Source organism: Streptococcus pneumoniae, assembly GCA_040719455.1.
Classification (GTDB): Bacteria; Bacillota; Bacilli; order Lactobacillales; family Streptococcaceae; genus Streptococcus; species Streptococcus pneumoniae_G.
In genome coordinates this window covers 321,971-342,493 of the sequence record JBFDTN010000001.1, presented here as the reverse complement: position 1 = coordinate 342,493, position 20,523 = coordinate 321,971, and the positions used below count along the sequence as shown (strand labels likewise).

21 protein-coding genes are annotated in these 20,523 nt (G+C 42.9%); 2 read left to right on the top strand and 19 right to left on the bottom strand.

Features of this window, described 5'->3' with window-relative positions:
• Window position 1: 1 nt before the first annotated feature.
• From AB1I63_01595 to udk, 4 genes are all read right to left on the bottom strand, one after another.
• The gene (locus AB1I63_01595) at window positions 2-271 is read right to left on the bottom strand and encodes a DUF1294 domain-containing protein (GenBank protein MEW4353583.1); all 270 of its coding nucleotides are present in this window, start codon (window positions 269-271) and stop codon (window positions 2-4) included.
• Window positions 268-1,302: a 3-isopropylmalate dehydrogenase gene (gene leuB, locus AB1I63_01590; protein ID MEW4353582.1), complete on the bottom strand. Its 1,035-nt coding sequence runs from the start codon at window positions 1,300-1,302 to the stop codon at window positions 268-270. Before leuB ends, AB1I63_01595 begins: the two co-directional genes overlap by 4 nt.
• Before the next feature lie 10 nt (window positions 1,303-1,312).
• Window positions 1,313-2,872: a 2-isopropylmalate synthase gene (locus tag AB1I63_01585; GenBank protein MEW4353581.1), complete on the bottom strand. Its 1,560-nt coding sequence runs from the start codon at window positions 2,870-2,872 to the stop codon at window positions 1,313-1,315.
• A gap of 507 nt (window positions 2,873-3,379) precedes the next feature.
• Window positions 3,380-4,018 carry a uridine kinase gene (gene udk / locus AB1I63_01580; GenBank protein MEW4353580.1) on the bottom strand — a complete coding sequence of 213 codons (639 nt, stop codon included), beginning with the start codon at window positions 4,016-4,018 and terminating at the stop codon, window positions 3,380-3,382.
• A 104-nt stretch (window positions 4,019-4,122) separates the two neighbouring features.
• Between udk and AB1I63_01575 the strand changes: the two genes are divergently transcribed.
• Together AB1I63_01575 and AB1I63_01570 are read left to right on the top strand one after the other, a co-directional pair.
• Window positions 4,123-5,124: a Gfo/Idh/MocA family oxidoreductase gene (locus tag AB1I63_01575; protein MEW4353579.1), complete on the top strand. Its 1,002-nt coding sequence runs from the start codon at window positions 4,123-4,125 to the stop codon at window positions 5,122-5,124.
• A complete protein-coding gene (locus AB1I63_01570; GenBank protein ID MEW4353578.1) occupies window positions 5,102-6,184 on the top strand; it encodes a DEAD/DEAH box helicase in 1,083 nt (360 codons plus the stop codon). Before AB1I63_01575 ends, AB1I63_01570 begins: the two co-directional genes overlap by 23 nt.
• A 31-nt stretch (window positions 6,185-6,215) precedes the next feature.
• Here AB1I63_01570 and AB1I63_01565 read toward each other — a convergent pair whose 3' ends face one another.
• From AB1I63_01565 to AB1I63_01495, 15 genes are all read right to left on the bottom strand, one after another.
• Window positions 6,216-7,574, bottom strand: coding sequence for a polysaccharide deacetylase family protein (locus AB1I63_01565; protein ID MEW4353577.1), 1,359 nt, complete (start codon window positions 7,572-7,574; stop codon window positions 6,216-6,218).
• Window positions 7,575-7,672: 98 nt separating this feature from the next.
• Entirely contained in the window at window positions 7,673-8,860 is a 1,188-nt protein-coding gene (locus AB1I63_01560; GenBank protein ID MEW4353576.1) for an MFS transporter, read from the bottom strand.
• Between the two features lie 117 nt (window positions 8,861-8,977).
• Window positions 8,978-9,538 carry a TlpA disulfide reductase family protein gene (locus tag AB1I63_01555; protein ID MEW4353575.1) on the bottom strand — a complete coding sequence of 187 codons (561 nt, stop codon included), beginning with the start codon at window positions 9,536-9,538 and terminating at the stop codon, window positions 8,978-8,980.
• Between the two features lie 105 nt (window positions 9,539-9,643).
• A complete protein-coding gene (gene asnS, locus AB1I63_01550; GenBank protein ID MEW4353574.1) occupies window positions 9,644-10,990 on the bottom strand; it encodes an asparagine--tRNA ligase in 1,347 nt (448 codons plus the stop codon).
• A 71-nt stretch (window positions 10,991-11,061) separates the two neighbouring features.
• On the bottom strand, window positions 11,062-11,436 hold the full coding sequence (locus tag AB1I63_01545) for a VOC family protein (GenBank protein ID MEW4353573.1): 375 nt from the start codon (window positions 11,434-11,436) through the stop codon (window positions 11,062-11,064).
• 9 nt (window positions 11,437-11,445) lie between these two features.
• The gene (locus AB1I63_01540) at window positions 11,446-12,627 is read right to left on the bottom strand and encodes a pyridoxal phosphate-dependent aminotransferase (GenBank protein ID MEW4353572.1); all 1,182 of its coding nucleotides are present in this window, start codon (window positions 12,625-12,627) and stop codon (window positions 11,446-11,448) included.
• Window positions 12,624-13,049: a DUF5590 domain-containing protein gene (locus AB1I63_01535; protein MEW4353571.1), complete on the bottom strand. Its 426-nt coding sequence runs from the start codon at window positions 13,047-13,049 to the stop codon at window positions 12,624-12,626. The genes AB1I63_01540 and AB1I63_01535 overlap by 4 nt, the downstream gene beginning before the upstream one ends.
• 155 nt (window positions 13,050-13,204) lie before the next feature.
• On the bottom strand, window positions 13,205-13,426 hold the full coding sequence (locus tag AB1I63_01530; protein MEW4353570.1) for a CsbD family protein: 222 nt from the start codon (window positions 13,424-13,426) through the stop codon (window positions 13,205-13,207).
• Between the two features lie 54 nt (window positions 13,427-13,480).
• The gene (locus tag AB1I63_01525; protein MEW4353569.1) at window positions 13,481-15,190 is read right to left on the bottom strand and encodes a sensor histidine kinase; all 1,710 of its coding nucleotides are present in this window, start codon (window positions 15,188-15,190) and stop codon (window positions 13,481-13,483) included.
• Window positions 15,187-15,921, bottom strand: a complete 735-nt coding sequence (locus tag AB1I63_01520; GenBank protein MEW4353568.1) for a response regulator — start codon at window positions 15,919-15,921, stop codon at window positions 15,187-15,189. The genes AB1I63_01525 and AB1I63_01520 overlap by 4 nt, the downstream gene beginning before the upstream one ends.
• 96 nt (window positions 15,922-16,017) lie before the next feature.
• Window positions 16,018-17,130: a peptide-methionine (R)-S-oxide reductase MsrB gene (msrB, locus tag AB1I63_01515; protein ID MEW4353567.1), complete on the bottom strand. Its 1,113-nt coding sequence runs from the start codon at window positions 17,128-17,130 to the stop codon at window positions 16,018-16,020.
• Between the two features lie 10 nt (window positions 17,131-17,140).
• The gene (locus AB1I63_01510) at window positions 17,141-17,767 is read right to left on the bottom strand and encodes a redoxin family protein (GenBank protein ID MEW4353566.1); all 627 of its coding nucleotides are present in this window, start codon (window positions 17,765-17,767) and stop codon (window positions 17,141-17,143) included.
• A gap of 10 nt (window positions 17,768-17,777) precedes the next feature.
• The gene (locus tag AB1I63_01505; protein ID MEW4353565.1) at window positions 17,778-18,167 is read right to left on the bottom strand and encodes a hypothetical protein; all 390 of its coding nucleotides are present in this window, start codon (window positions 18,165-18,167) and stop codon (window positions 17,778-17,780) included.
• Window positions 18,168-18,191: 24 nt separating this feature from the next.
• Entirely contained in the window at window positions 18,192-18,899 is a 708-nt protein-coding gene (ccdA2, locus tag AB1I63_01500; GenBank protein ID MEW4353564.1) for a thiol-disulfide oxidoreductase-associated membrane protein CcdA2, read from the bottom strand.
• Between the two features lie 213 nt (window positions 18,900-19,112).
• On the bottom strand, window positions 19,113-20,522 hold the full coding sequence (locus AB1I63_01495; GenBank protein MEW4353563.1) for a glycoside hydrolase family 1 protein: 1,410 nt from the start codon (window positions 20,520-20,522) through the stop codon (window positions 19,113-19,115).
• Between the last annotated feature and the right edge of the window lies 1 nt (window position 20,523).

Genomic DNA, 20,523 nt, shown 5'->3' with positions numbered 1-20,523 from the left:
CTTACCTCCAAATCCAATACATAATAGCGCCATCTATGATGAGCCCAAGCAGCCAAGCCGCTTGAAAATACCATTTTTTCGTCTTATGGTGAAAACGAGTGCCACCAGCCCACGCTCCAAGACCGCCTCCCAAAATGCTCATGGTCAACAAGGTCTTTTCTGGAATCCGATAGGCCTGCTTTCTCGCCTTTCCCTTATCCAATCCATAAGTCAAAAAGACGATTACATTCCAGACCACAAGGGTCATACTCACCATTTGTTTGATAGTCATAAGTGTTTGATAATCGCATCTACCGCTTCTTGGGTAGAGGCATTTCCTCCTAAATCTCTCGTCAAGACGCCTGCAGCAAAACTTGCTTCAACAGCATCTTCTATTTTCCTTGCTGCTGCTAATTCGCCAAAGGTCTCCCGCAACATCATGGCAACAGATAGAATCATGCTGACGGGATTGGCAACTCCTTGTCCTGCAATGTCAGGCGCTGAACCATGAATCGGCTCGTAAAGACTGGCTCCCGTTCCGTGACTGGCCGAAGGCATGACGCCAAGTGTACCCGATAAGACACTAGCCTCGTCTGACAAAATATCGCCAAAAAGGTTTTCCGTCACCAGCACATCAAACTTGGCAGGATGGGTAATCATAACCATGGCTGCGCTATCGACCAGCTGATGTTCCAAAGTCACATCTGGGTAATCTAAGGCAATGCGATCTGCCACTTTTCGCCACAATTTTGACGTAGCAAGGACATTTTGCTTGTCAATGCTGGTCACTTTGTTCTTGCGCGTCCGAGCTAGTTCAAAGGCCTTGCGCAAAATCCGCTCGATTTCAAAAGTCTGATACTCGTTGACATCACGCGCTACATTGTCCTGTAACTCATGCTCACCGAAATAAATACCCCCTGTCAACTCACGGACCACAACAAAATCCACATCCGCAATCCGCTCTTCCTTTAAGGGCGACAAATGTTTCAAGGCAGGGGAGATTTTTACAGGACGGATATTGGCATAGAGCCCTAATTCCTTACGAAGTGAAAGTAGACCCTCTTCTGGCCGAACAGGAGCACTATCGTACTGGGGACTGCCAATCGCAGCAAGTAAGACCGCATCTGCTTCTTGACAAGCCTCCAAGGTGTCTAGGGGAAGCGGGTGGCCTTCGGCGTCAATTCCTGCCCCACCAAAGGCTTTTTCAACCACTTCATAGTCAAAGGAAAGGCTGGGCTTGACCGCTTCTAAGACCTCTAAGCCTGCCGCCATAATCTCAGGACCAATGCCGTCTCCTGCAAGAGCAACGATTGTTTTTTTCATCTGCTTCTCCTCAATAGTCCGCCATATCACGATAGGATACGGTATGGCCAATGCTTCCTTCGTTTTCTTTTTGGACAAAGATATTGGCATGAATATAGGCAATAGCACTGGCTTTCAGGACGTCAAAGTCGAGACCTGAGGCATTGAAAATGGTCTCTGTCGCTTGATTTTCGACGGTCACAAGCACCCGTGCCTGCGAATCAATACCGTCTGTCACCGCCTCAATATTGTAAGACAAGAGTTTGGCATCTTGGTGGAAGAATTCATCAATGGCATTGAAAATCGCCTCAACACTTCCCTTACCAGTTGCTTGGCATTCTACCTGCTCACCTTGGGCATTCACCAAACGAACCATGGCCACCATGTGCTCACCGTCGACTGCAAGAGTCAAGTCATCAAAGTGGAAGCCTTCTGGATTTTCTACCGTCACACCCGCAATCAAGGCACGAATATCTGCGTCTGTAATTTCTTGTTTCTTATCCGCCAAGGCCTTGAACTTGCTGAACAATTCGTTGATTTCTGCCTCGTCAAACTCGAGCGCCAATTCTTTTAATTTCTCGACAAAAGCATGGCGACCAGAGAGTTTTCCAAGCGGTAAACTATTGCTCTTGACACCGACCAATTCTGGCGTAATGATTTCATAGGTGAGCGGATTTTTAAGAACACCGTCTTGGTGAATTCCTGACTCATGTGAGAAGGCGTTGCCTCCGACCACTGCCTTATTCTTAGGAATGGCAATACCAGAAAAACGCGATACCATTTCAGAAGTATTAATCGTTTCGTTTAGGACAATATCTGTCTCTACCTGATAGTAATCTGCGCGGATATTGAGTGCAACAGCTACTTCCTCAAGCGCCGCATTTCCAGCCCGCTCACCGATACCATTAATGGTACCTTCCACGCGCCCTGCTCCATTTTTAATAGCTGAAAGGCTGTTTGCTACCGCCATTCCAAGATCATCATGGCAGTGAGGACTAAAGATGATGTCGCGGTCAGATTTCACATGTTCAATCAGATACTTAAAGATATGCCCATATTCTTCAGGTGTGGTGAAGCCGACTGTATCAGGAATGTTGATATAGGTCGCTCCCGCATCCACTGCAGTTTGCACGACTTCCAGAAGAAAATCGAGCTCTGTTCGTGTTCCGTCTTCCGGTGAAAACTCGACCACCTCGAATTTTGAACGAGCATAGCTGACATACTCCTTGATATTCTCAAGAATCTCTTCCTTGGTCTTTTTCAGCTTGAACTCCCGGTGAATGGGACTGGTTGCGATAAAGACATGGATTTGCGGATATTTAGCCTCTTTTAAAGCTTCATAGCAGGCATCAATGTCTGATTTGACCAAGCGAGCAAGCCCTGTAACAGCGGTTGTATTCATGGCTTTTGCAATTTCCTTGACCGCTGTAAAGGAATCTGGACTGGCAGCTGGAAAGCCTGCTTCAATGGCTGAAATCCCCCATTTTTCAAGTTGCTTAGCAATGGCAAGCTTTTCTTTAATTGAGAAATTCACCCCTGGGGTCTGCTCCCCATCACGAAGGCTGGTATCAAGAAATTCAACTGTACGCATAATCTACTCCTCTTTCTCCATAAATAAAAACATCTCACTTGACCAAGCGAGATGTTTCTTTACTCCCGCTTGGTAAGCCAAACAGGACTAATGCTTTTGCACTAGCCCGAATACCACAACAACAAGTTTGCTACAAAAATGCGTGCTGGTTTCATGTTTGACTCTCCTTTGATGTAATGTAGTAGTATTTTACCATAGCAAAAAAAGCCTGTCAACAGAAAATTCAATATTTTTAGAAAATTTTGTAAACTGAAACTTTCTTGAATAATTTCAAAAAAGGGGATGGGACAAAAATCGTGATTTCGTAGAAATCGATTTTGTAGTCCCACCCCCGCAAGGTTGACGCGATTTGTAGAATGTTGATTTATCAACGTTTTAGATAAGTTGCTCACAACTTTATGTTCTCTTCAATGCTCCATTGAAATATTGAACCCAGCGACAACTGCTGCGTCAAAGTATTTAAACTATAAAGCTTAATAAGGTTGGATACTTTTGTCCCACTCCCTTTTACTGTTCATCTCGTGCTTCTTCCAAAATCTTTGCAATCTTTGTTGTCAATAAATCAATGGCAACCGTGTTCGTCACCCCTTCTGGAATCACAATATCCGCATAGCGCTTGGTTGGCTCGATAAACTGGTGATACATAGGTTTTACCACCCCTAGATACTGGGTAATAATGCTATCAAGGCTTCTGCCACGCTCTTCCATATCCCGCTTAATCCGACGGATAATCCGCACATCATCATCCGTATCCACAAAAATCTTAATATCCATCAAATCACGCAAACGCTTGTCCTCAAGTACCAAAATTCCTTCGACGATAAAGACATCTTGCGGTTCTTGACGGTAGCTTTTCTCACTTCTTGTATGCGCTGTATAGTCATAAGTAGGAATATCCACTGGACGTCCCTCCAACAGCTCCTTTAACTGCTCAATCATCAAATCCGTATCAAAGGCCAATGGATGGTCATAATTGGTCTGAATCCGCTCCTCAAAGGTCAAATGAGATTGGTCCTTGTAGTAGGAATCATGCTCAATCATGGCAATCTTTTCATTGGGAAAATTTGCCAAAATCGCGCGAGAAACACTGGTCTTTCCACCACCAGAACCGCCTGTCACACCGATAATAATAGGTCTATTTTGCATTTGTCTCTCCAATATTTGTTATCCTATCTATTTTACCTCAAATCATGGTATAATGGAAGAGTTAATGGATAAATCTTGACAAACTATATGAAAAGGAGTTCTTTATGTTACAACTAGGCATTATCGGAACAGGAGCTATTGCGCATCATTTTATCGCAGCAGCTCACAAAACAAAAAAATATCAACTCTCAGCCGTCTATTCACGGACCATGGAAAGTGCTGAAAACTTCGCACAAGAGTACGAACAAGACGTCGCACTCTATACAGATATGGGAGAATTTCTAGCTAGCCCTATCGAAATTCTTTATATCGCAAGCCCTAACTCCCTCCACTACGGACAAGCAAAAGCTGCACTTCTTGCGAAGAAACACGTCATCATCGAAAAACCAGCGGTCACACAACCAGAAGAATGGACTGATTTGGTGGAAACAGCAAAAGAACAAGAAGTTTTTGTCTTTGAAGCAGCTCGCAATTACCACGAAGATGCTTTTACCGTCATTGCTGATTTTTTAGCGGACAAGGATGTTTGGGGCGCACATTTTAGCTATGCCAAGTATTCGTCAAAAATGCCTGACCTCCTCGCTCAAAAAACACCAAATGCCTTTTCAAGTCAATTCGCAGGCGGTGCCCTCATGGACTTGGGCATCTATCCTGTATATGCCAGCGTTCGCCTTTTTGGTGCGCCAATCAATGCCCACTACCTAGCGCATCAACTGCCAAATAGTGTGGATTTGAATGGCTCTGGTCAATTGATCTATCCTGACTTCCAAGTGACCATTCAGACAGGAAAAGATATCAACAGCTCGCTCCCAGCAGAAATCTATACAGACCAAGGTACCCTTGTCCTCGACACAATCGAGCATGTCAGCTCTGCTATCTTCCACCCGCTAAAAGGAGAAACTGAGGCGCTCCTCATCACGCAGGCACCACATACTATGCTAGAAGAGGTAGAACGATTTGCGGAGATGATTACAAGCCCGCAACCTGACCTCTATGAAAAGTGGTTAGATGCTGCGCAGGCAGTCCACAACACGCTTTACCGCATGCGGCAGACTGCCCATATCCATTTTGAAGGAGATGTGAATGAAAACAACACTTCCCGCTAGTTGGCAAAACCAGCTAGAACAAGCTGGCTTTACCAGCTTTACCCCTATTCAAGAACAGATGTTTGAGCCGATTCGGACAGGAGAAACCGTCCTTGGAATCAGCCCGACAGGAACTGGTAAAACCCTAGCCTATCTGCTCCCTAGTCTTTTGACACTCAAGCCCAAAAAAGCTCAGCAATTACTGATTTTAGCTCCCAATACGGAACTGGCTGGGCAAATCTTTGACGTCTGCAAGACCTGGGCAGAACTCATCGACCTTCAAGCGCAGCTATTTCTCTCTGGCTCTAGTCAAAAACGGCAGATTGAACGCTTGAAAAAAGGACCTGAAATCCTGATTGGCACTCCGGGTCGGATTTTTGAGCTGATTAAACTCAAGAAAATCAAGATGATGAATGTCAATACCATTATCCTCGATGAATTTGACCAATTGCTCAGCGATTCTCAATATCCTTTTGTCGATAAGATTTGTCGCTATGCGCCACGCGATCATCAGTTGATTTACATGAGTGCGACCAGCCAAGTGGACCCAGATAAACTAGCCCCAAGTACTCGCACTATTGCCGTCGACAAGATGGAGCTAACCAACATCCAACACTTTTATCTCGAAGTGGACAAACGAGAAAAGGTTGATCTCCTTCGTAAACTCGCTCATGTCGAAGATTTCCGTGGTCTCGTATTTTTCAACTCCCTGTCTGACCTAGGAAGTGCTGAGGAGAAATTGCAGTACCGCGGTATCGAGGCTGTTTCTCTTGCCAGCGATGTCAATGTCAAATTCCGCAAGGTCATCTTGGAAAAATTCAAAGACCATGCCCTCACTCTACTTCTTGCAACTGACTTGGTCGCACGCGGCATCGATATCGAAGCTCTCGAATGCGTCGTCAACTACGAAGTACCACGGGATAAGGAAACCTATACCCACCGCGTAGGACGGACTGGACGCATGGGACGAGACGGCTTCGTCATCACTCTGATTAGCCACCCAGAAGAGCTTAAACTGCTTAAAAAATACGCCTCTGTGCGACCAATGTTTCTCAAAAATCAACAATTATATGTAGACTAAAAAACCTTGCCAATTCTCTGGCAAGGTTTTCCTATTGTTGATAAGCGCTATAATAGCAATGATGTGGTTGTAAATTTCCTTCGAATAACTCACTCACTGTGACAAATGTATAGCCATTTTGTTTTAGGTATTCTAGGACAGACGGCAGAGCGTCAATCGTCGTTTGGTGAATATCATGCATGAGAATGACCGACCCTGGCTGTGTCTTATGCACTTCATTCATAATCGCTTCTGTATTGTGAGACTTCCAATCCAGTGTATCAATATCCCACATCATAAAAGACACATCTGACGCATTTTGAATATCTTGACTAATTGCTCCATAAGGCGGACGCATCGTTCGAGGTGCTTCTCCAAGAACCTCTTTTAAAACAGCCTGCGTATCTGTAATTTGTTGAACAGCCATCTCCAAAGGCAGAGTCGGCAACTGTGGGTGATCCCAACTGTGATTGCCAATCTCATGCCCTGCCGCTTTAACACGTTTTATCAAGTCTTCATTTCCTGCAACATTTTTACCGAGCATGTAAAACGTAGCTTTGGCATTGTATTTGGCAAGAATATCTAAGGCTTTCGGTGTTGTTGCTGGACTTGGACCATCATCAAAGGTTAGCGCAACGAGCTTTCTCTCTTTCTTTTCTTGATAAGCCTGGTAAGCTGCTAGTTCCTCGCCTTGCAAATAATTGGTATCCATAACATCATATAGACTCTCCATCGCAACTTGAGCAGTCCCACCTTTTGGCAAGTCTATCTCAAATCGACCAGATTGATAACGATAATTCCAGTTTTCTAGCGGCGTTTCATCAAGAGCAAGTAGGTTCTCTTCCAGCAGGCTTCCCTCAGTCTGTTGATTACCTAAATCTTTTTTTATCTGCTCTAAAAGATGGGATTTCGCAAGAAACGGATCAGAAAACAGCTGATTCAGACGAAAAATCTCTTGGTTAGCATTTAATAAAAGACTACCATACTCTTCCTCTTGGACTTTCCCTACTTCCTTAGAAAGGGGGAAAACTTTGGACTTCAACACTACTTTTCGGCTGTCCTTAAAAGGCCCATCTCCTAGCTCAGCATAATAGAAATTCAACCCCGTTAGTGACGTCTTTGGCGCTTCTCCTTGAGGCAGAGTTTGAATGATGGTGTTCATCTGTTCCTTGATGAGACCGATCTCTCCTCCATTTGCTTTTGGGTAATAAGCAGTCACATACCGACTCCCCACCAGTCCTCTATGCTTGGTAACATCCTCTGTCTCATACTCTTTGTCCATCTTCGTTAGAAGCTTCTCAATAGAGCTTGTATAGCTGTAATCCTGCCATTTCTGATACAGTAGATAAGCTACTCCTGCCATCATGATCACTAAGACCAGATTGATCATCACTAATAGTCCTTTTTTCACACGCCCACCTCTTTCCACCTTATTATACCAAATTCTCGACCTACTTTCAAAAAGTAAGAAAAAATTCTTACATTCTCGGTAAAGAATGTAAAAATCTCTTAGTTTTGCTGTAATCTCCTTTGAATATCTACAAGCAAAAAAACGAGTATAAAGGCTGAAACCATTAAGAAAATACCTAAAGCAAGAAAGGTAGAAATAAAGCCTATTTGGTCAATCAACCAGCCTGTCAAGGGAAAGAGCACAATCATACTCAGGCTAAAAAACATAGCATTAACACTCAGCATGGTCGCTCGAACTGAACTTGGTAGATACTGTTGAATATCATTCGACACAATCGGCATGTAAAGAGCGTACAGGGCATTGGTCAATAAATAAACCAACATATAGACTTGTGCTTGATGAAACAACACCGCTCCATAAAGCAAACCTGTCAGACCAACAATCCAAGGGAACAACTTAAAAGAGGACCATTTCTTACCTACTTGACTAGCGAGATAAGTCGCTCCAATATTCAGACCACTACCAATAGTCATAAACACTGCAATCTGCCAACTGCTCAAATTCGGTAATTGATTTTGGTAGTAAAAATAAAACATGCACATCATGGCACACATGATCTGACCAACCAATAGCCACAAGAGCAAAGCAGGATTGGTTTTAAATTCCTTTACCACTGTCTGCACAATGCTAACCATCGTGATACGCTCCTCTATCTGCGACTTTGCATTAGGTTCTTTAAGCAGACTAATCAACATCATGGCACACAAGGAGTAGATAATCATGATGAAATAGGTCACTTCCAAATGCCCATGAACAAAAAATCCTGCCACGATTGCCCCTAAAGACATGGTCGCTTCTGCCACCCCTGAAATCACACTGGAAAATGTCAGATAGCGATCCTTAAGACCCGCCTGCACAGCTGAATCATACAGCAGAGCACTACTCGTTCCCGAATCAAAATTATAAGCCCATGCATTTATGGTCATAGCAAGGGCATACAGCCAAAAATGCCCCTGACCACAAATCATCAAAACACACGACACAATCGCAAACAATCTTCCAAGCAAGAGATTAAGCTTATAGGAAAATCGATCAGCCAGCATTCCAGACGGAATCTCAGACAAAAGACTGGTCCCATGAAACATACTCTCCAAAAGACCAATTTCTAACAAACTCATGCCATGTTGACTTAAAAACAAGACCCAGAAGGTCGTAATCCCAAAAAAGGAAAAAAATTCAACAGTGTAGAGAACCTTGATATTCTTTCGATAACTGGATGTAAACATAATTATCTCCTAAAAAAAAATAGTAAATTCATTATAGCATATCTGCTCTTTTCTAGCAACAAAAGTTTGAAAAAAGGCTAGAAATCTTATATCTAGCCTTGATTGTTCATAAACGATTTATTTCAAATTATCCAACTGTTCTTGAAGAGTCTTTTCTGTCATCCCTCCCATGACCGTTTGTTGAATCTCTCCATCACTATTGATAAAAACATGGGTTGGAAAGGCTCTGACTTGATAGGATGTAAAGACTTGATCCTTAGTATCAAATAAGACAGGATAGGTGATACCTAGCTCATCTGCTACTTCCAGTATCTTTTCCTTTTCCTGCTCAGCTGGTCGCTCATTTTCAAACTCTTTTTCAGCAGAGGAAACAACGGATAAGAAAACCAAATCTTCCTTGTCTTTATTGGCTTGATACACCTTTTCAAGCTCAGGAATTTCCTGTTTACACGGACCGCACCAACTAGCCCAAAGATTAATATACACTTTTTTGCCCTTAAAATCAGCCAAAGATACGCCCTTTCCTTCTTTATCCTTGATCGTAAAGGTGGGCGCTTCTTTACCAACGATTTGTTGTACGGCTGGTGCTTCTGGGCTTGTTTCTTTCTGAGTCTTTCCACAAGCGGCAAGTGCAAATAAAGACAAACTCAAACCCATACAAACGATGATTTTTTTCATCTGATCCACCTCCGAGAAATTTTTCTATCATTATAACATATTGAATTTATTTTTTCTAGTTTTTATTAAAAAATCCTTGCTTGGATTATCAAGCAAGGAATCTTATTACGGTTTAATACGGTGCAACATACGTGGGAATGGAATAGCTTCACGGATGTGCTTGGTTCCAGCGACGAAAGTCACCATACGCTCGATACCAATTCCAAATCCTGCATGCGGTACAGATCCATATTTACGTAGGTCAAGGTAGAATTCATACTCTGACTTGTCCATTTCAAGGGCATCCATTTTGGCTACAAGGGCATCGTAGTCATCCTCACGAACAGATCCTCCGATGATTTCTCCGTAGCCTTCTGGTGCAAGAAGATCCGCACAAAGCACGCGTTCTGGATTACCAGGGACTGGTTTCATGTAGAAAGCCTTGAAGCTAGCTGGGTAGTTCACGACAAAGGTCGGCACACCAAAGTAGTTTGAAATCCATGTTTCATGCGGTGAACCAAAGTCATCCCCATGCTCCAAGTGTTCGTAGTCTGTATCTTCATCTGCTTCATGCTCTTGAAGGAGGCTAATCGCATCATCATAAGAGACACGTTTGAACGGCTCTGCAATGTATTTCTTCAAGAGGTCAGTATCGCGTTCCAAGGTCTCAAGCGCCTGTGGTGCACGGTCTAGGACGCCTTGGATAAGCGCCTTAACATAGGCTTCTTGCAAGTCAAGCGACTCTTCGTGTGACAAGAAAGAATACTCAGCGTCCATCATCCAGAACTCGGTCAAGTGGCGACGGGTTTTTGATTTTTCCGCACGGAATACTGGTCCGAAGTCAAAGACACGACCAAGAGCCATGGCACCTGCTTCCAAGTACAACTGGCCTGATTGGCTCAAGTAGGCAGGAGTGCCAAAATAGTCTGTTTCAAAGAGTTCTGTGGAATCCTCTGCTGCATTTCCAGATAAGATTGGGCTATCAAACTTGATGAAGCCATTTTGGTCAAAGAATTCATAGGTCGCATAGATAATGGCATTGCGGATTTGCATAATGGCCATTTGCTTGCGGGAACGCAACCACAAATGACGGTTGTCCATGAGGAAGTCAGTTCCGTGTTCTTTCGGTGTAATTGGGTAATCTTTTGATTCACCGACCACTTCAAGGTCTGTAATATCTAATTCATAGCCGAATTTTGAACGCTCATCTTCCTTGACAATCCCTGTCACAAGAACAGATGTTTCTTGGCTGAGGCGTTTCACTGTATCAAACTTGGCTGTTCCTTCTTCTTCACCAAAGCTTTCGATGAAGTTTGGCTTAAAGGCAACGGCTTGGAAAAAGGCAGTTCCGTCACGGAGTTGCAAGAAGGCAAGTTTTCCTTTACCTGATTTGTTGGCAACCCAAGCGCCAATGGTCACTTTTTCCCCAACATGGTCTTTGACATCAATAATGGATACTAAATCTTTAGACATAATTTCTCTTTTCTTTCTTCTATCGTAATATTGTTATTTTCTTCGGTAAAATAGTAAGCGTCATTCGCTTGCTATTTGTTTTGAGAATGGCAGACAGCTTCAATGTTATTACCGTCTGGATCTATCAAAAAAACAGCATAATAATTGCTATGGTAGTGTGGTCTCAAACCTGGCATTCCATTGTCCCTAGCTCCAGCTGCTAAACCAGCCTGATAAAACAAGTCCACTTCTCTATGTGTTTTGGCATGAAATGCAAAATGCATGGGAACTTGTTGCCCCTTTTCTAGCCAGAAATCGCCACCGGGATCCGTATTCTCTGCCTCTCCAAAACTCACGGCATGGGCATTATCAAATCGGATTTCATAGCCGAGGGGAGCGAGCGTTTTTGTATAAAATATTTTTGAGGCTTGCAGATCCTTGACTCGAATACTAAAATGGTCAATCATAAAGATCCCTCAATCATTTTCCATAAAGGTTTTCAGGCGTTTAACGGCTTCTTTTAAGGTATCAAGATCTGTCGCATAGCTGAGACGGACATTTTCTGGTGCACCAAATCCTGCACCTGTCACCAGGGCAACCCCTGCTTCTTCCAAGATGGCCGTGGTAAAGTCAGTTACATCCGTAAAGCCTTTCATTTCCATGGCTCTTTTGACATTTGGGAAGAGGTAGAAGGCACCTTGCGGTTTGACAACTTCAAATCCTGGCACTTCTGCAAGCAAAGGATAAATAGTATTGAGCCTTTCTTCAAAGGCTTGGCGCATGCGCTCTACCGTATCTTGCTCGCCGCTAAGCGCTTCAATGGCTGCATATTGAGCTGCTGCTGTCGGATTCGACGTCGTCTGGCCTGCAATCTTACTCATGGCAGAAATAATCTCTGCTTCACCGACTGCATAGCCAATCCGCCAACCCGTCATGGCATAGGTCTTAGACACACCATTGATGACCACCGTCTGCTTGCGAATAGCTTCAGACAGGCTTGAAATCGGTGTGAAAGTATGACCATTATAGACTAAGCGTCCATAAATATCATCTGCCAAAATCAGAATATCGTGCTGAACAGCCCAATTTCCGATTGCGAGGAGCTCGTCCTTGCTGTAGATCATTCCAGTCGGATTCGACGGTGAATTGAGCACGAGGACCTTGGTCTTGTCGGTACGCACAGCTTCTAACTGGTCCACCGTCACCTTGAAGTCATTGGCTTCTGTTGCCTGAACAAAGACTGGCACACCTTCTGCCATTTTGATTTGGTCGGCGTAGCTGACCCAGTAAGGAGTGGGAATAATCACCTCATCAAGGGGATTGATGACACTCATGAAAAAGGTGTAGAGGGAGAATTTTGCCCCTGTTGCCACCGTCACTTGATTAGGAGCGACTGCATAGCCGTAAAATTTCTCAAAGTAGTCACTAATCGCTGCTTTCAATTCTGGAAGCCCACTTGCTACTGTGTAAAAGCTGGCACGACCGTCTCTGATAGCAGAAATAGCTGCTTCTTGGATATTGTCTGGCGTGGTAAAGTCAGGCTCGCCCAAGGTTAAGGACAAAATATCCTTGCCTTGTGCCTTTAATTCCTTGGCACGCGCTCCCGCAGCCAGGGTCACACTTTCTTCCATTTCAAGTACTCGTTTTGATAACTTCATATTCCCTCCTTGCCGAGCAACTGCCCACCTTCAAAAGTAATAGCATAGTAGGTCTGGCTAGATTTGACTTCCCAAATCGGCTGATCCTTAAAATAGCCAAAGGTTACTTTGTCAATCTCATTAGCTCCATTTTCTTTAGCAATGGTTTTTGCGTCTTCTTGAGAAATCCCCTTGTCCAAGTCATAGACATAGATTTTGCCATTCTTTTTTTGAATCAAGACAGCTATTTTTTCTCCCTTGCTATTCTTACCTAGAAAGCTATCATAGGAGTCCTTTCCATGAAAAAAATCAAAACTGTCAACTTCCGTTAAATCTGCATACTTTTGAGCAATCGCCTTGCCAGAATCTTTCTCTAAACGATAGGGACTCATCGCTGTTTCTAAGACATACAAAAATGAAAAAGCTAGTACAGATAAGACCAAGACCACGCCAAGAATATATTGCCAAATGAACAATTTGTAACGACTATTTCCTCTATTTTTCACTCGTTTATTGTACCACCAATTAAGCATAATTACAAGTCTATTGGGAAGCTTCTATTATCAAAAAACATCTCTTACGAGATGTTTGCTATTTTTTATTTGCCAAAGACGTTTTTAAGACCTTCAACTGCGCCTTCTACGGCACCTTTAGCATCCTCAACCAAGCCTTTTGCTTTTTCTGTTGCATCTTCTGCTAGTTCTTTAGCCTCGGCTGCAACTTTTTCAACAGCTCCTTCGACTTCTGTTTTCTTATCGCCAACCAATTTGCCAGCTTGTTCTTTCAATCCGCCTGCTAATTCATCTAAGTTTAAAGACATATCTTCGTCCTCCTTTTCTTTCTATCCTTATGATAACATAAAAGGTTCTATTTCTCAATCAATCTGTTTGCTAGACAGTGGAAAATATAGGGAAATCCTCGTGTAGCTACCTTGTTTGGAATCAATATCCATCCGGTAATTATCTCCAAACTGCAAATGCAAACGCTGATCCACGTTTTTCAGACCAACACCACCTAGCCTGACCAAGAGATTTTCTGTCGTATCATGAGCGATAAAACCGCGCCCATTGTCTGAAATCGACACAACAAGTGACTCTCCTTCTTCCTTGACTGACACGCGCACCAAGCCCTGACCTTTGATTTCTTTAATCCCATGGTAAATGGCATTTTCAACCAAGGGCTGCAAGACGAGCTTGGGCAGTTGAAAGTCATCAAAACGCGCATCTTCTTCAATTTCGTAGGTCAGCTTGTCCCCGTAGCGCTGCTTCTGGATAAAGAGGTACTGGCGAACGTGGTCAATCTCATCTTTCAAAGCAATCTGCTCATTTCCCTGATTGAGCGCCAAGCGAAAATACTTGGCAAGCGACTTGGTCACGTCCACCACTTTCTCACTATTGTTAAACTCCGCCATCCAAACGATGGTGTCTAAGGTATTGTAAAGGAAGTGAGGATTGATTTGACTAGAGAGGGCTTGAAGCTCGTATTTACGGACATTTTGCTCTTCTTCCTTGACGGCAAGCATCAGTTTATCTACCTGATCTAGCATGCGGTTAAATTGCTGCGCCAAGTCCACCAATTCAGGCGCTCCTTCTTCTTTGGCACGAAGGCTCGCATTGCCATTTCCAATCTCCAAAATCGTTTCCTGCAAATCCCGCAAGGGTCTAATCCAGTGGCGCAGGATGAACCAAATTCCCAAGAGACAGATGACGAGCACTACCAGTCCTGTCCCTACAAAAGACATCATGATTTTACGTTGCAATTCGTGGAGATTTTCCATCGAAGCTACCCCTATCATCACCCAATCGCTCTGAGGAATCTGGTACTGATAGACATAGACAGATCCTTGATTGACGTAACCATTCTGCGCTTCAATATATGGCTCTAAGGCTTTCATCTCTTGACTAGATGAATAGACACTCTTTTCTGGATGATAGACAAATTCATGGTTGCTATTGATGATAAAGGTAAAGCCATCTTCCCCCAGTTGCAGACTATCTAAGTAGCGTGATAGGGTATCGTAGGCAATATCAAGGCGGACGACAGCCAGATTCTCTCCCTTTTCATCCACCACTTCTTGGGTGATAGAAACGACCCACTTGTCGCTTGATTCGGATAAGTTCTGGCGTGCGGGAGTCAGGACAGGCATGGCGTGTTCATGAATGGCTGCTTGGTACCAGGCTTCCTTCATCATATCGCTAGAGGTCTTCATACTGACCGCCTCATCCGTTGACACCAAGTGACCCAATTTTGTGACAAGGACAGCTGAAATCAAATCTCGGTCAGTGGATAAAATGGTATCAAACAACTTGCGCAAATTCTCCTCATGTTGAGCAGTGGAGTCTTCTGCGTAGAGCTTGACCAAGTCATTTCCTGCAAGGCTGCTGGTTGTTTCTTTTAGTTTTTCCAAATAGGACTGGACGAATTGCCCACTTTGGGAAATGGTATTTTGCGTACTTTGCTCAGTCGTGTCTCGGATCACACTTGAGCTAGTATGATAATAAACCGCACCGACAATTCCAAGAAGAAATAGCATCGTGACCGCCACATAGACGACTAACTGGACAAACAGAGAATAGCGTTTCATCCTTGTTCTCCTTTTTTAAATTGGCGTGGTGTTACCCCCACAACCTGCTTGAAACGCTGAGAAAAATAATTCATATCTTCAAAGCCTACCTGCTCTGCTATTTCATAAATCTTCAACTCCGTCGTCAAGAGCAAGAGTTTGGCCTTTTTCATCCGCTCTTGAATGAGGTAATCTTGAAAGGGCATGCCTAGCTCTTTTTTCAAAACAACGCTGAGGTGAGAAGGGCTAAAACCCAAGTTCTGAGCCAGCGATTTGAGGGACAAATCTTGGTCTGCCAAGCGTTCTTGAATGAGTTGCGCGAGACTTGATTCCTCACTTTGCTGGACTAAATCACTAATCTGCTGGCGCTTTTCTTCTCGATCTAGTTTGTCCTTGACTTTAAGCAACATCTCCTCCACATCCGCTTTAGAAAAGGGCTTGAGGAGATAGTCATCTGCACCTAACTTAACAGCCGAGAGCGCATAATCAAAATCATCATAACCCGTCAAAAAAACGATATGGGTCTCTGGATAATGCTCCTTGACCAGCTGCGCCAAGCGAATACCATTCATATGAGGCATGTTGATGTCGGTCAAGAGAATATCTGCCTGCTCTTTCTGAAACAATTCCCAAGCCGCTAAGCCATTTTCAGCTTCTGCCAAGACCATCATCCCTAACTTTTCAAAATCAAGCAAGGAAGAAATTCCCTGCCGAACAAGGTATTCATCCTCTACAATCATGAGTTTATACATCGCACACTCCTATCTTACATCCTCTCTCTAGTATAGCAAACTCAAGCAAATAAGGCGAGGTTCAACCTCACCCTATTGTATGCTATTTTGCAACTCTTAAACATAGTCTAAGAGGTAGCCGTATCCTTGACTTTCCATTTCTGCTTTTGGAATAAACTTGATAGAAAGGCTATTGATACAGTAGCGAAGACCTCCCTTGTCTTTCGGACCATCTGTAAAGACATGACCTAGATGGGAATCTCCGACACGACTTCTGACCTCAGTGCGCACCATGTTAAAGCTGGTATCATCTTTATAGGTTGCGACATCTGGGCTGATTGGACGTGTGAAACTTGGCCAGCCGCAACCAGATTCATACTTATCTTTTGAAGAAAATAGAGGTTCACCAGTCACGATATCTACATAAAGACCGTCTTCAAATTGATCCCAGTATCGGTTTGAGAAAGCACGCTCCGTATCATTTTTTTGAGTGACTGCATACTCTTCTGCGGTCAACATTTTCTTGATTTCTTCATCGCTTGGTTTGTGGTACAAACTTTCATCGATGACAGGATAGCTAGCTTGGTTGACATTGATATGGCAGTAGCCATTCGGATTTTTCTTGAGGTAGTCTTGGTGGTATTCTTCTGCTTCAATGAAGTTTTCCAAGGCACCTTTTTCAACAGCAAGCGGTTTGTCCAATTTCTTAGACTGCTCATCAAAGACTTGCTCAATCACAGCGGAGTCTTCCTTGTCTGTGTAGTAAACTCCTGTACGATACTGAGTTCCACGGTCATTTCCCTGTTTATTAACACTGGTCGGGTCAATGATGCGGAAGTAATGAAGCAGTAAATCCCGCAACGATACTTGATTTTTATCATAAGTCACTTTGACGGTTTCCGCATGGCCTGTCTGGCTGACCAATTCATACTTGGTCGTACTTCCTTTACCATTAGCATAGCCAGAAACAGCATCTGTCACTCCTTGAACGCGTGAGAAGTATTCTTCTACGCCCCAGAAACAACCGCCAGCAAGATAGATTTCACGAAGATCTTCTTTCATGGTTTTCTTCTCCTTTTTTTCTGCTACTGGATTGACTTGGCTCACCGCCGCCTCCTTGATTTGGGCAGTGGCAGAAGGTGATTGGTTGCGATAAGCTCCAAAGATCATCAATCCTAGCACCAAGCAAATAGCTCCAATGACTAAGAACAATCTCATTTTACCTTCCATAGGTCACCTCCTATTTGATTTCTTTCAATTTACTTTCAATGCCTGCCTTGTCCATAAAGCCTGGATGGACTTCTACCAAGACGCCATCACTACCGATAAAGGCTGAGGTTGGATAAGCACGAACACCGTATTCTTCTAGCAATTTACCACTTGGGTCAATGAGGACTGGCATGTGTTTGTAATCCAAGCCCTTGTACCATTCTTTGAAATCTTCGGTTGATTTTTCACCCATGTGATCGGGAGATACGACTGTTAAAATGACATAATCTTCATTTTCAGCCATCTTCGCCAAATCATCAGTATCTCTTAGAGTTGATAAACAAATCGAACACCAAGAAGCCCAGAATTTCAAATAGACCTTTTTACCTTTGAAATCAGAGAGTTTATAAGTTTTTCCATCCACACCTTCTAAGCTAAAGTCTGGTGCCGGTTTGCCATCATTCATAGCCTCTCCTTTCACACTGTCTTTTTCAGTCATTTTATCGTCACTCATTTTCTTATCATCAGACATCTTGTTCTCTTTTTTCATCATGGAGCTGTCATCTGTTTTTTTACTGTCTTCTGCTGCTTGAGTCGAACAAGCCGTTAAAATCCCTAAGCAAGCAAGACCTGTTATGAATAAACTACGTTTTTTCATCTTCATCCTCCTAGTTTTCATCTTTCATCTCATCAGACATGTTCTCTTCGTCTTTCATCTCATCAGACATGTTCTCTTCGTCTTTCATCTCATCATCGGACATGGATTTCTCATCAGACATGTTGTCTTTCATATCATCCTTCATACCGTCTTTGTCAGACATTTTGTCCTCTTTCATGGACTTTTCATCAGACATCTTATCTTTTATGTCGTCTTTTTTCATATTGTCCTTATCAGACATCTTATCATCACTCATTTTCTTGTCATCAGACATTTTGTCTTCTTTTTTCATCATAGAGCTGTCATCTGACTTTCTCATATCATCCGTCTTTTGAGTCGAGCAAGCGGTTAAAAGACCAAGAGACAGTAAGCTAGCCATTAGTAAAGTCTTTGTTTTCATGAGATTTCTCCTTTTATAAATAGATTATCCAAAAATTTGTGCAAAAATATTGAGATTACCAAGCATGAGGAGAATCCCCATCAAGATAATGATGAATCCACCGATTTTTTTAAGCGTCCCCATATAAGGCTTGATTTTGCTAAAATAACGCAATACAAAAGATGACGCCAAGGCAACAAGCAAGAAAGGAATCGCTAAGCCAAGTGTGTAGAGCAACATAAGAACAGCACCTTGCCAAGCCCCATTTCCACCAGAAGCTGCAATCGCTAAGACTGAACTGAGGACCGGACCGATACAAGGGGTCCAACCAAAGCTAAAGGTCAAGCCTAGCAAGAAAGCGTTATAAAAATCATTTCTCTTTTTATCCTGCTTGAACTGCACACTCTTTTGCTTTTGCAGCTGAGAGATATTGATAATCCCCATTTGGTGAATCCCAAGAATAATGACGATAGCCCCCAAGAGATAACGGAACCAAGCAGCATAGAGAAGATTTCCTAGAAACCCTGCTCCATATCCTAAGGTAATAAAAACCATGGATAGACCTGCGATGAAAAAGAGAGTTTTCACAATGCCATACCAGGCAATCTCAAATCCTAAAAATCGCACGGTTCTTGGTTCGTCTGAATCAAGTAAAATGCCTACATAGACTGGTAAAAGCGGTAAAATACAAGGTGAGAAGAAGGATAAAATTCCCGCTAAAAACACCGAAATCAGAAATACAAATGAGGTCATCGCCATCACTCCTTATCATTTTGTATCTTTAGTATAGTCCTATTTTTCTCTAAAAACTAGAGAATTTAATGCGAAAAAACTAGAATTTGATAAGATAATACAAAAAATCTACCACTTTCGTGATAGATGTAAAGTGTGCTTATTTAGTTTTTATTTAGTACTAGATAAGATGCGTTAACGACATAATAAAGGAGAATAAAACATAACTATATGTTAGAGATTTTCACCATTGCTGGCAATAACATCTTTATACCAGTAAAATGATTGTTTACGATAGCGTTTTAGATCTCCGCTTCCGTCATCGTGGCGGTTGACATAGATCAAGCCGTAGCGTTTAGACATTTCTGCTGTCGACATGGACACACAATCAATACAGCCCCAAGAGGTATATCCCATAATCTCTACTCCGTCTAAGAGAGCTTCTTTGACTTGCTCCAAGTGCTTTTGCATATAATCAATCCGATAATCATCAAGAACTGTCAGGCTGTCATCTGGCCCTGCTACCAACTCATCTTTTGCACCAAGTCCGTTTTCGACAATGAATAAAGGAATTTGGTAGCGATCATAGTATCGATTGAGAACCAAACGTAATCCAATCGGATCAATCTGCCAGCCCCAATCAGAGGCTTCCAAAAATGGATTGCTGAGACCGCCCAAGATATTTCCGCGTCCCGAGACATATTTGCTCTTGTCAAAGGCTTCCGTAATACTCATGTAGTAACTGAAAGAGAGGAAATCAACGGGATAGGATTTCAAAAGTTCAGCATCGCCTTCAGCAAAAGCAATCTCAATTCCATGCTCCTTGAAGAAACGTTTGGCATAATTTGGATACTCCCCACGAACGTGAATATCAGAGAAGAGATAATTCAAATTCTCAAATTGATGGGCAGCTAGGACATCCTTTGGATCGCTCGTCATAGGATAGGCAGGCATGGCAAGAACCATACAACCTACTTTGAAATCTGGATTGATTTCATGAGCGATTTTTGTCACCAAACTGGAGGCAACCAATTCATGGTGAATAGCCTGATACAAGTCTTGCTTCGTCAACTCTTCTTTTGGAATATCAATTCCACCGCTGGTGAAAGGAAGTTCCAAGACAGAATTCACTTCGTTAAAGGTCAACCAATACCGAACCTTGTCCTTGTAGCGTTCAAAGACTGTACGGGCATATTTTTCAAAAAATCCGATCATATCTCGATTGATCCAGCCGTGATAATTTTTAGCTAAATAGAGCGGAGTTTCGTAGTGAGACAGGGTGACCAGAGGCTCAATCCCATGTTTATGCAATTCATCAAATAAATCATCGTAGAATTGCAGACCTGCTTCATTTGGTTGCTCCTCATCTCCGTTTGGAAAAATACGACTCCAAGAAATCGAAGTCCGAAAGACCTTAAAGCCCATTTCTGCCATTAAAGCAATGTCTTCCTTATAGCGATGATAGAAATCAATTCCTTCTAACTTTAAATTGTCAGGAGTGGGATTCTCTGTCCATGCTCCTAGACCACCATTTGGCAAGACATCTTGGACAGACAACCCTTTTCCGTCCACATTATAAGCTCCCTCAACTTGGTTAGCGGCTAAGGCACCACCCCATAGAAAATCTTTTGGAAATACGCCCATT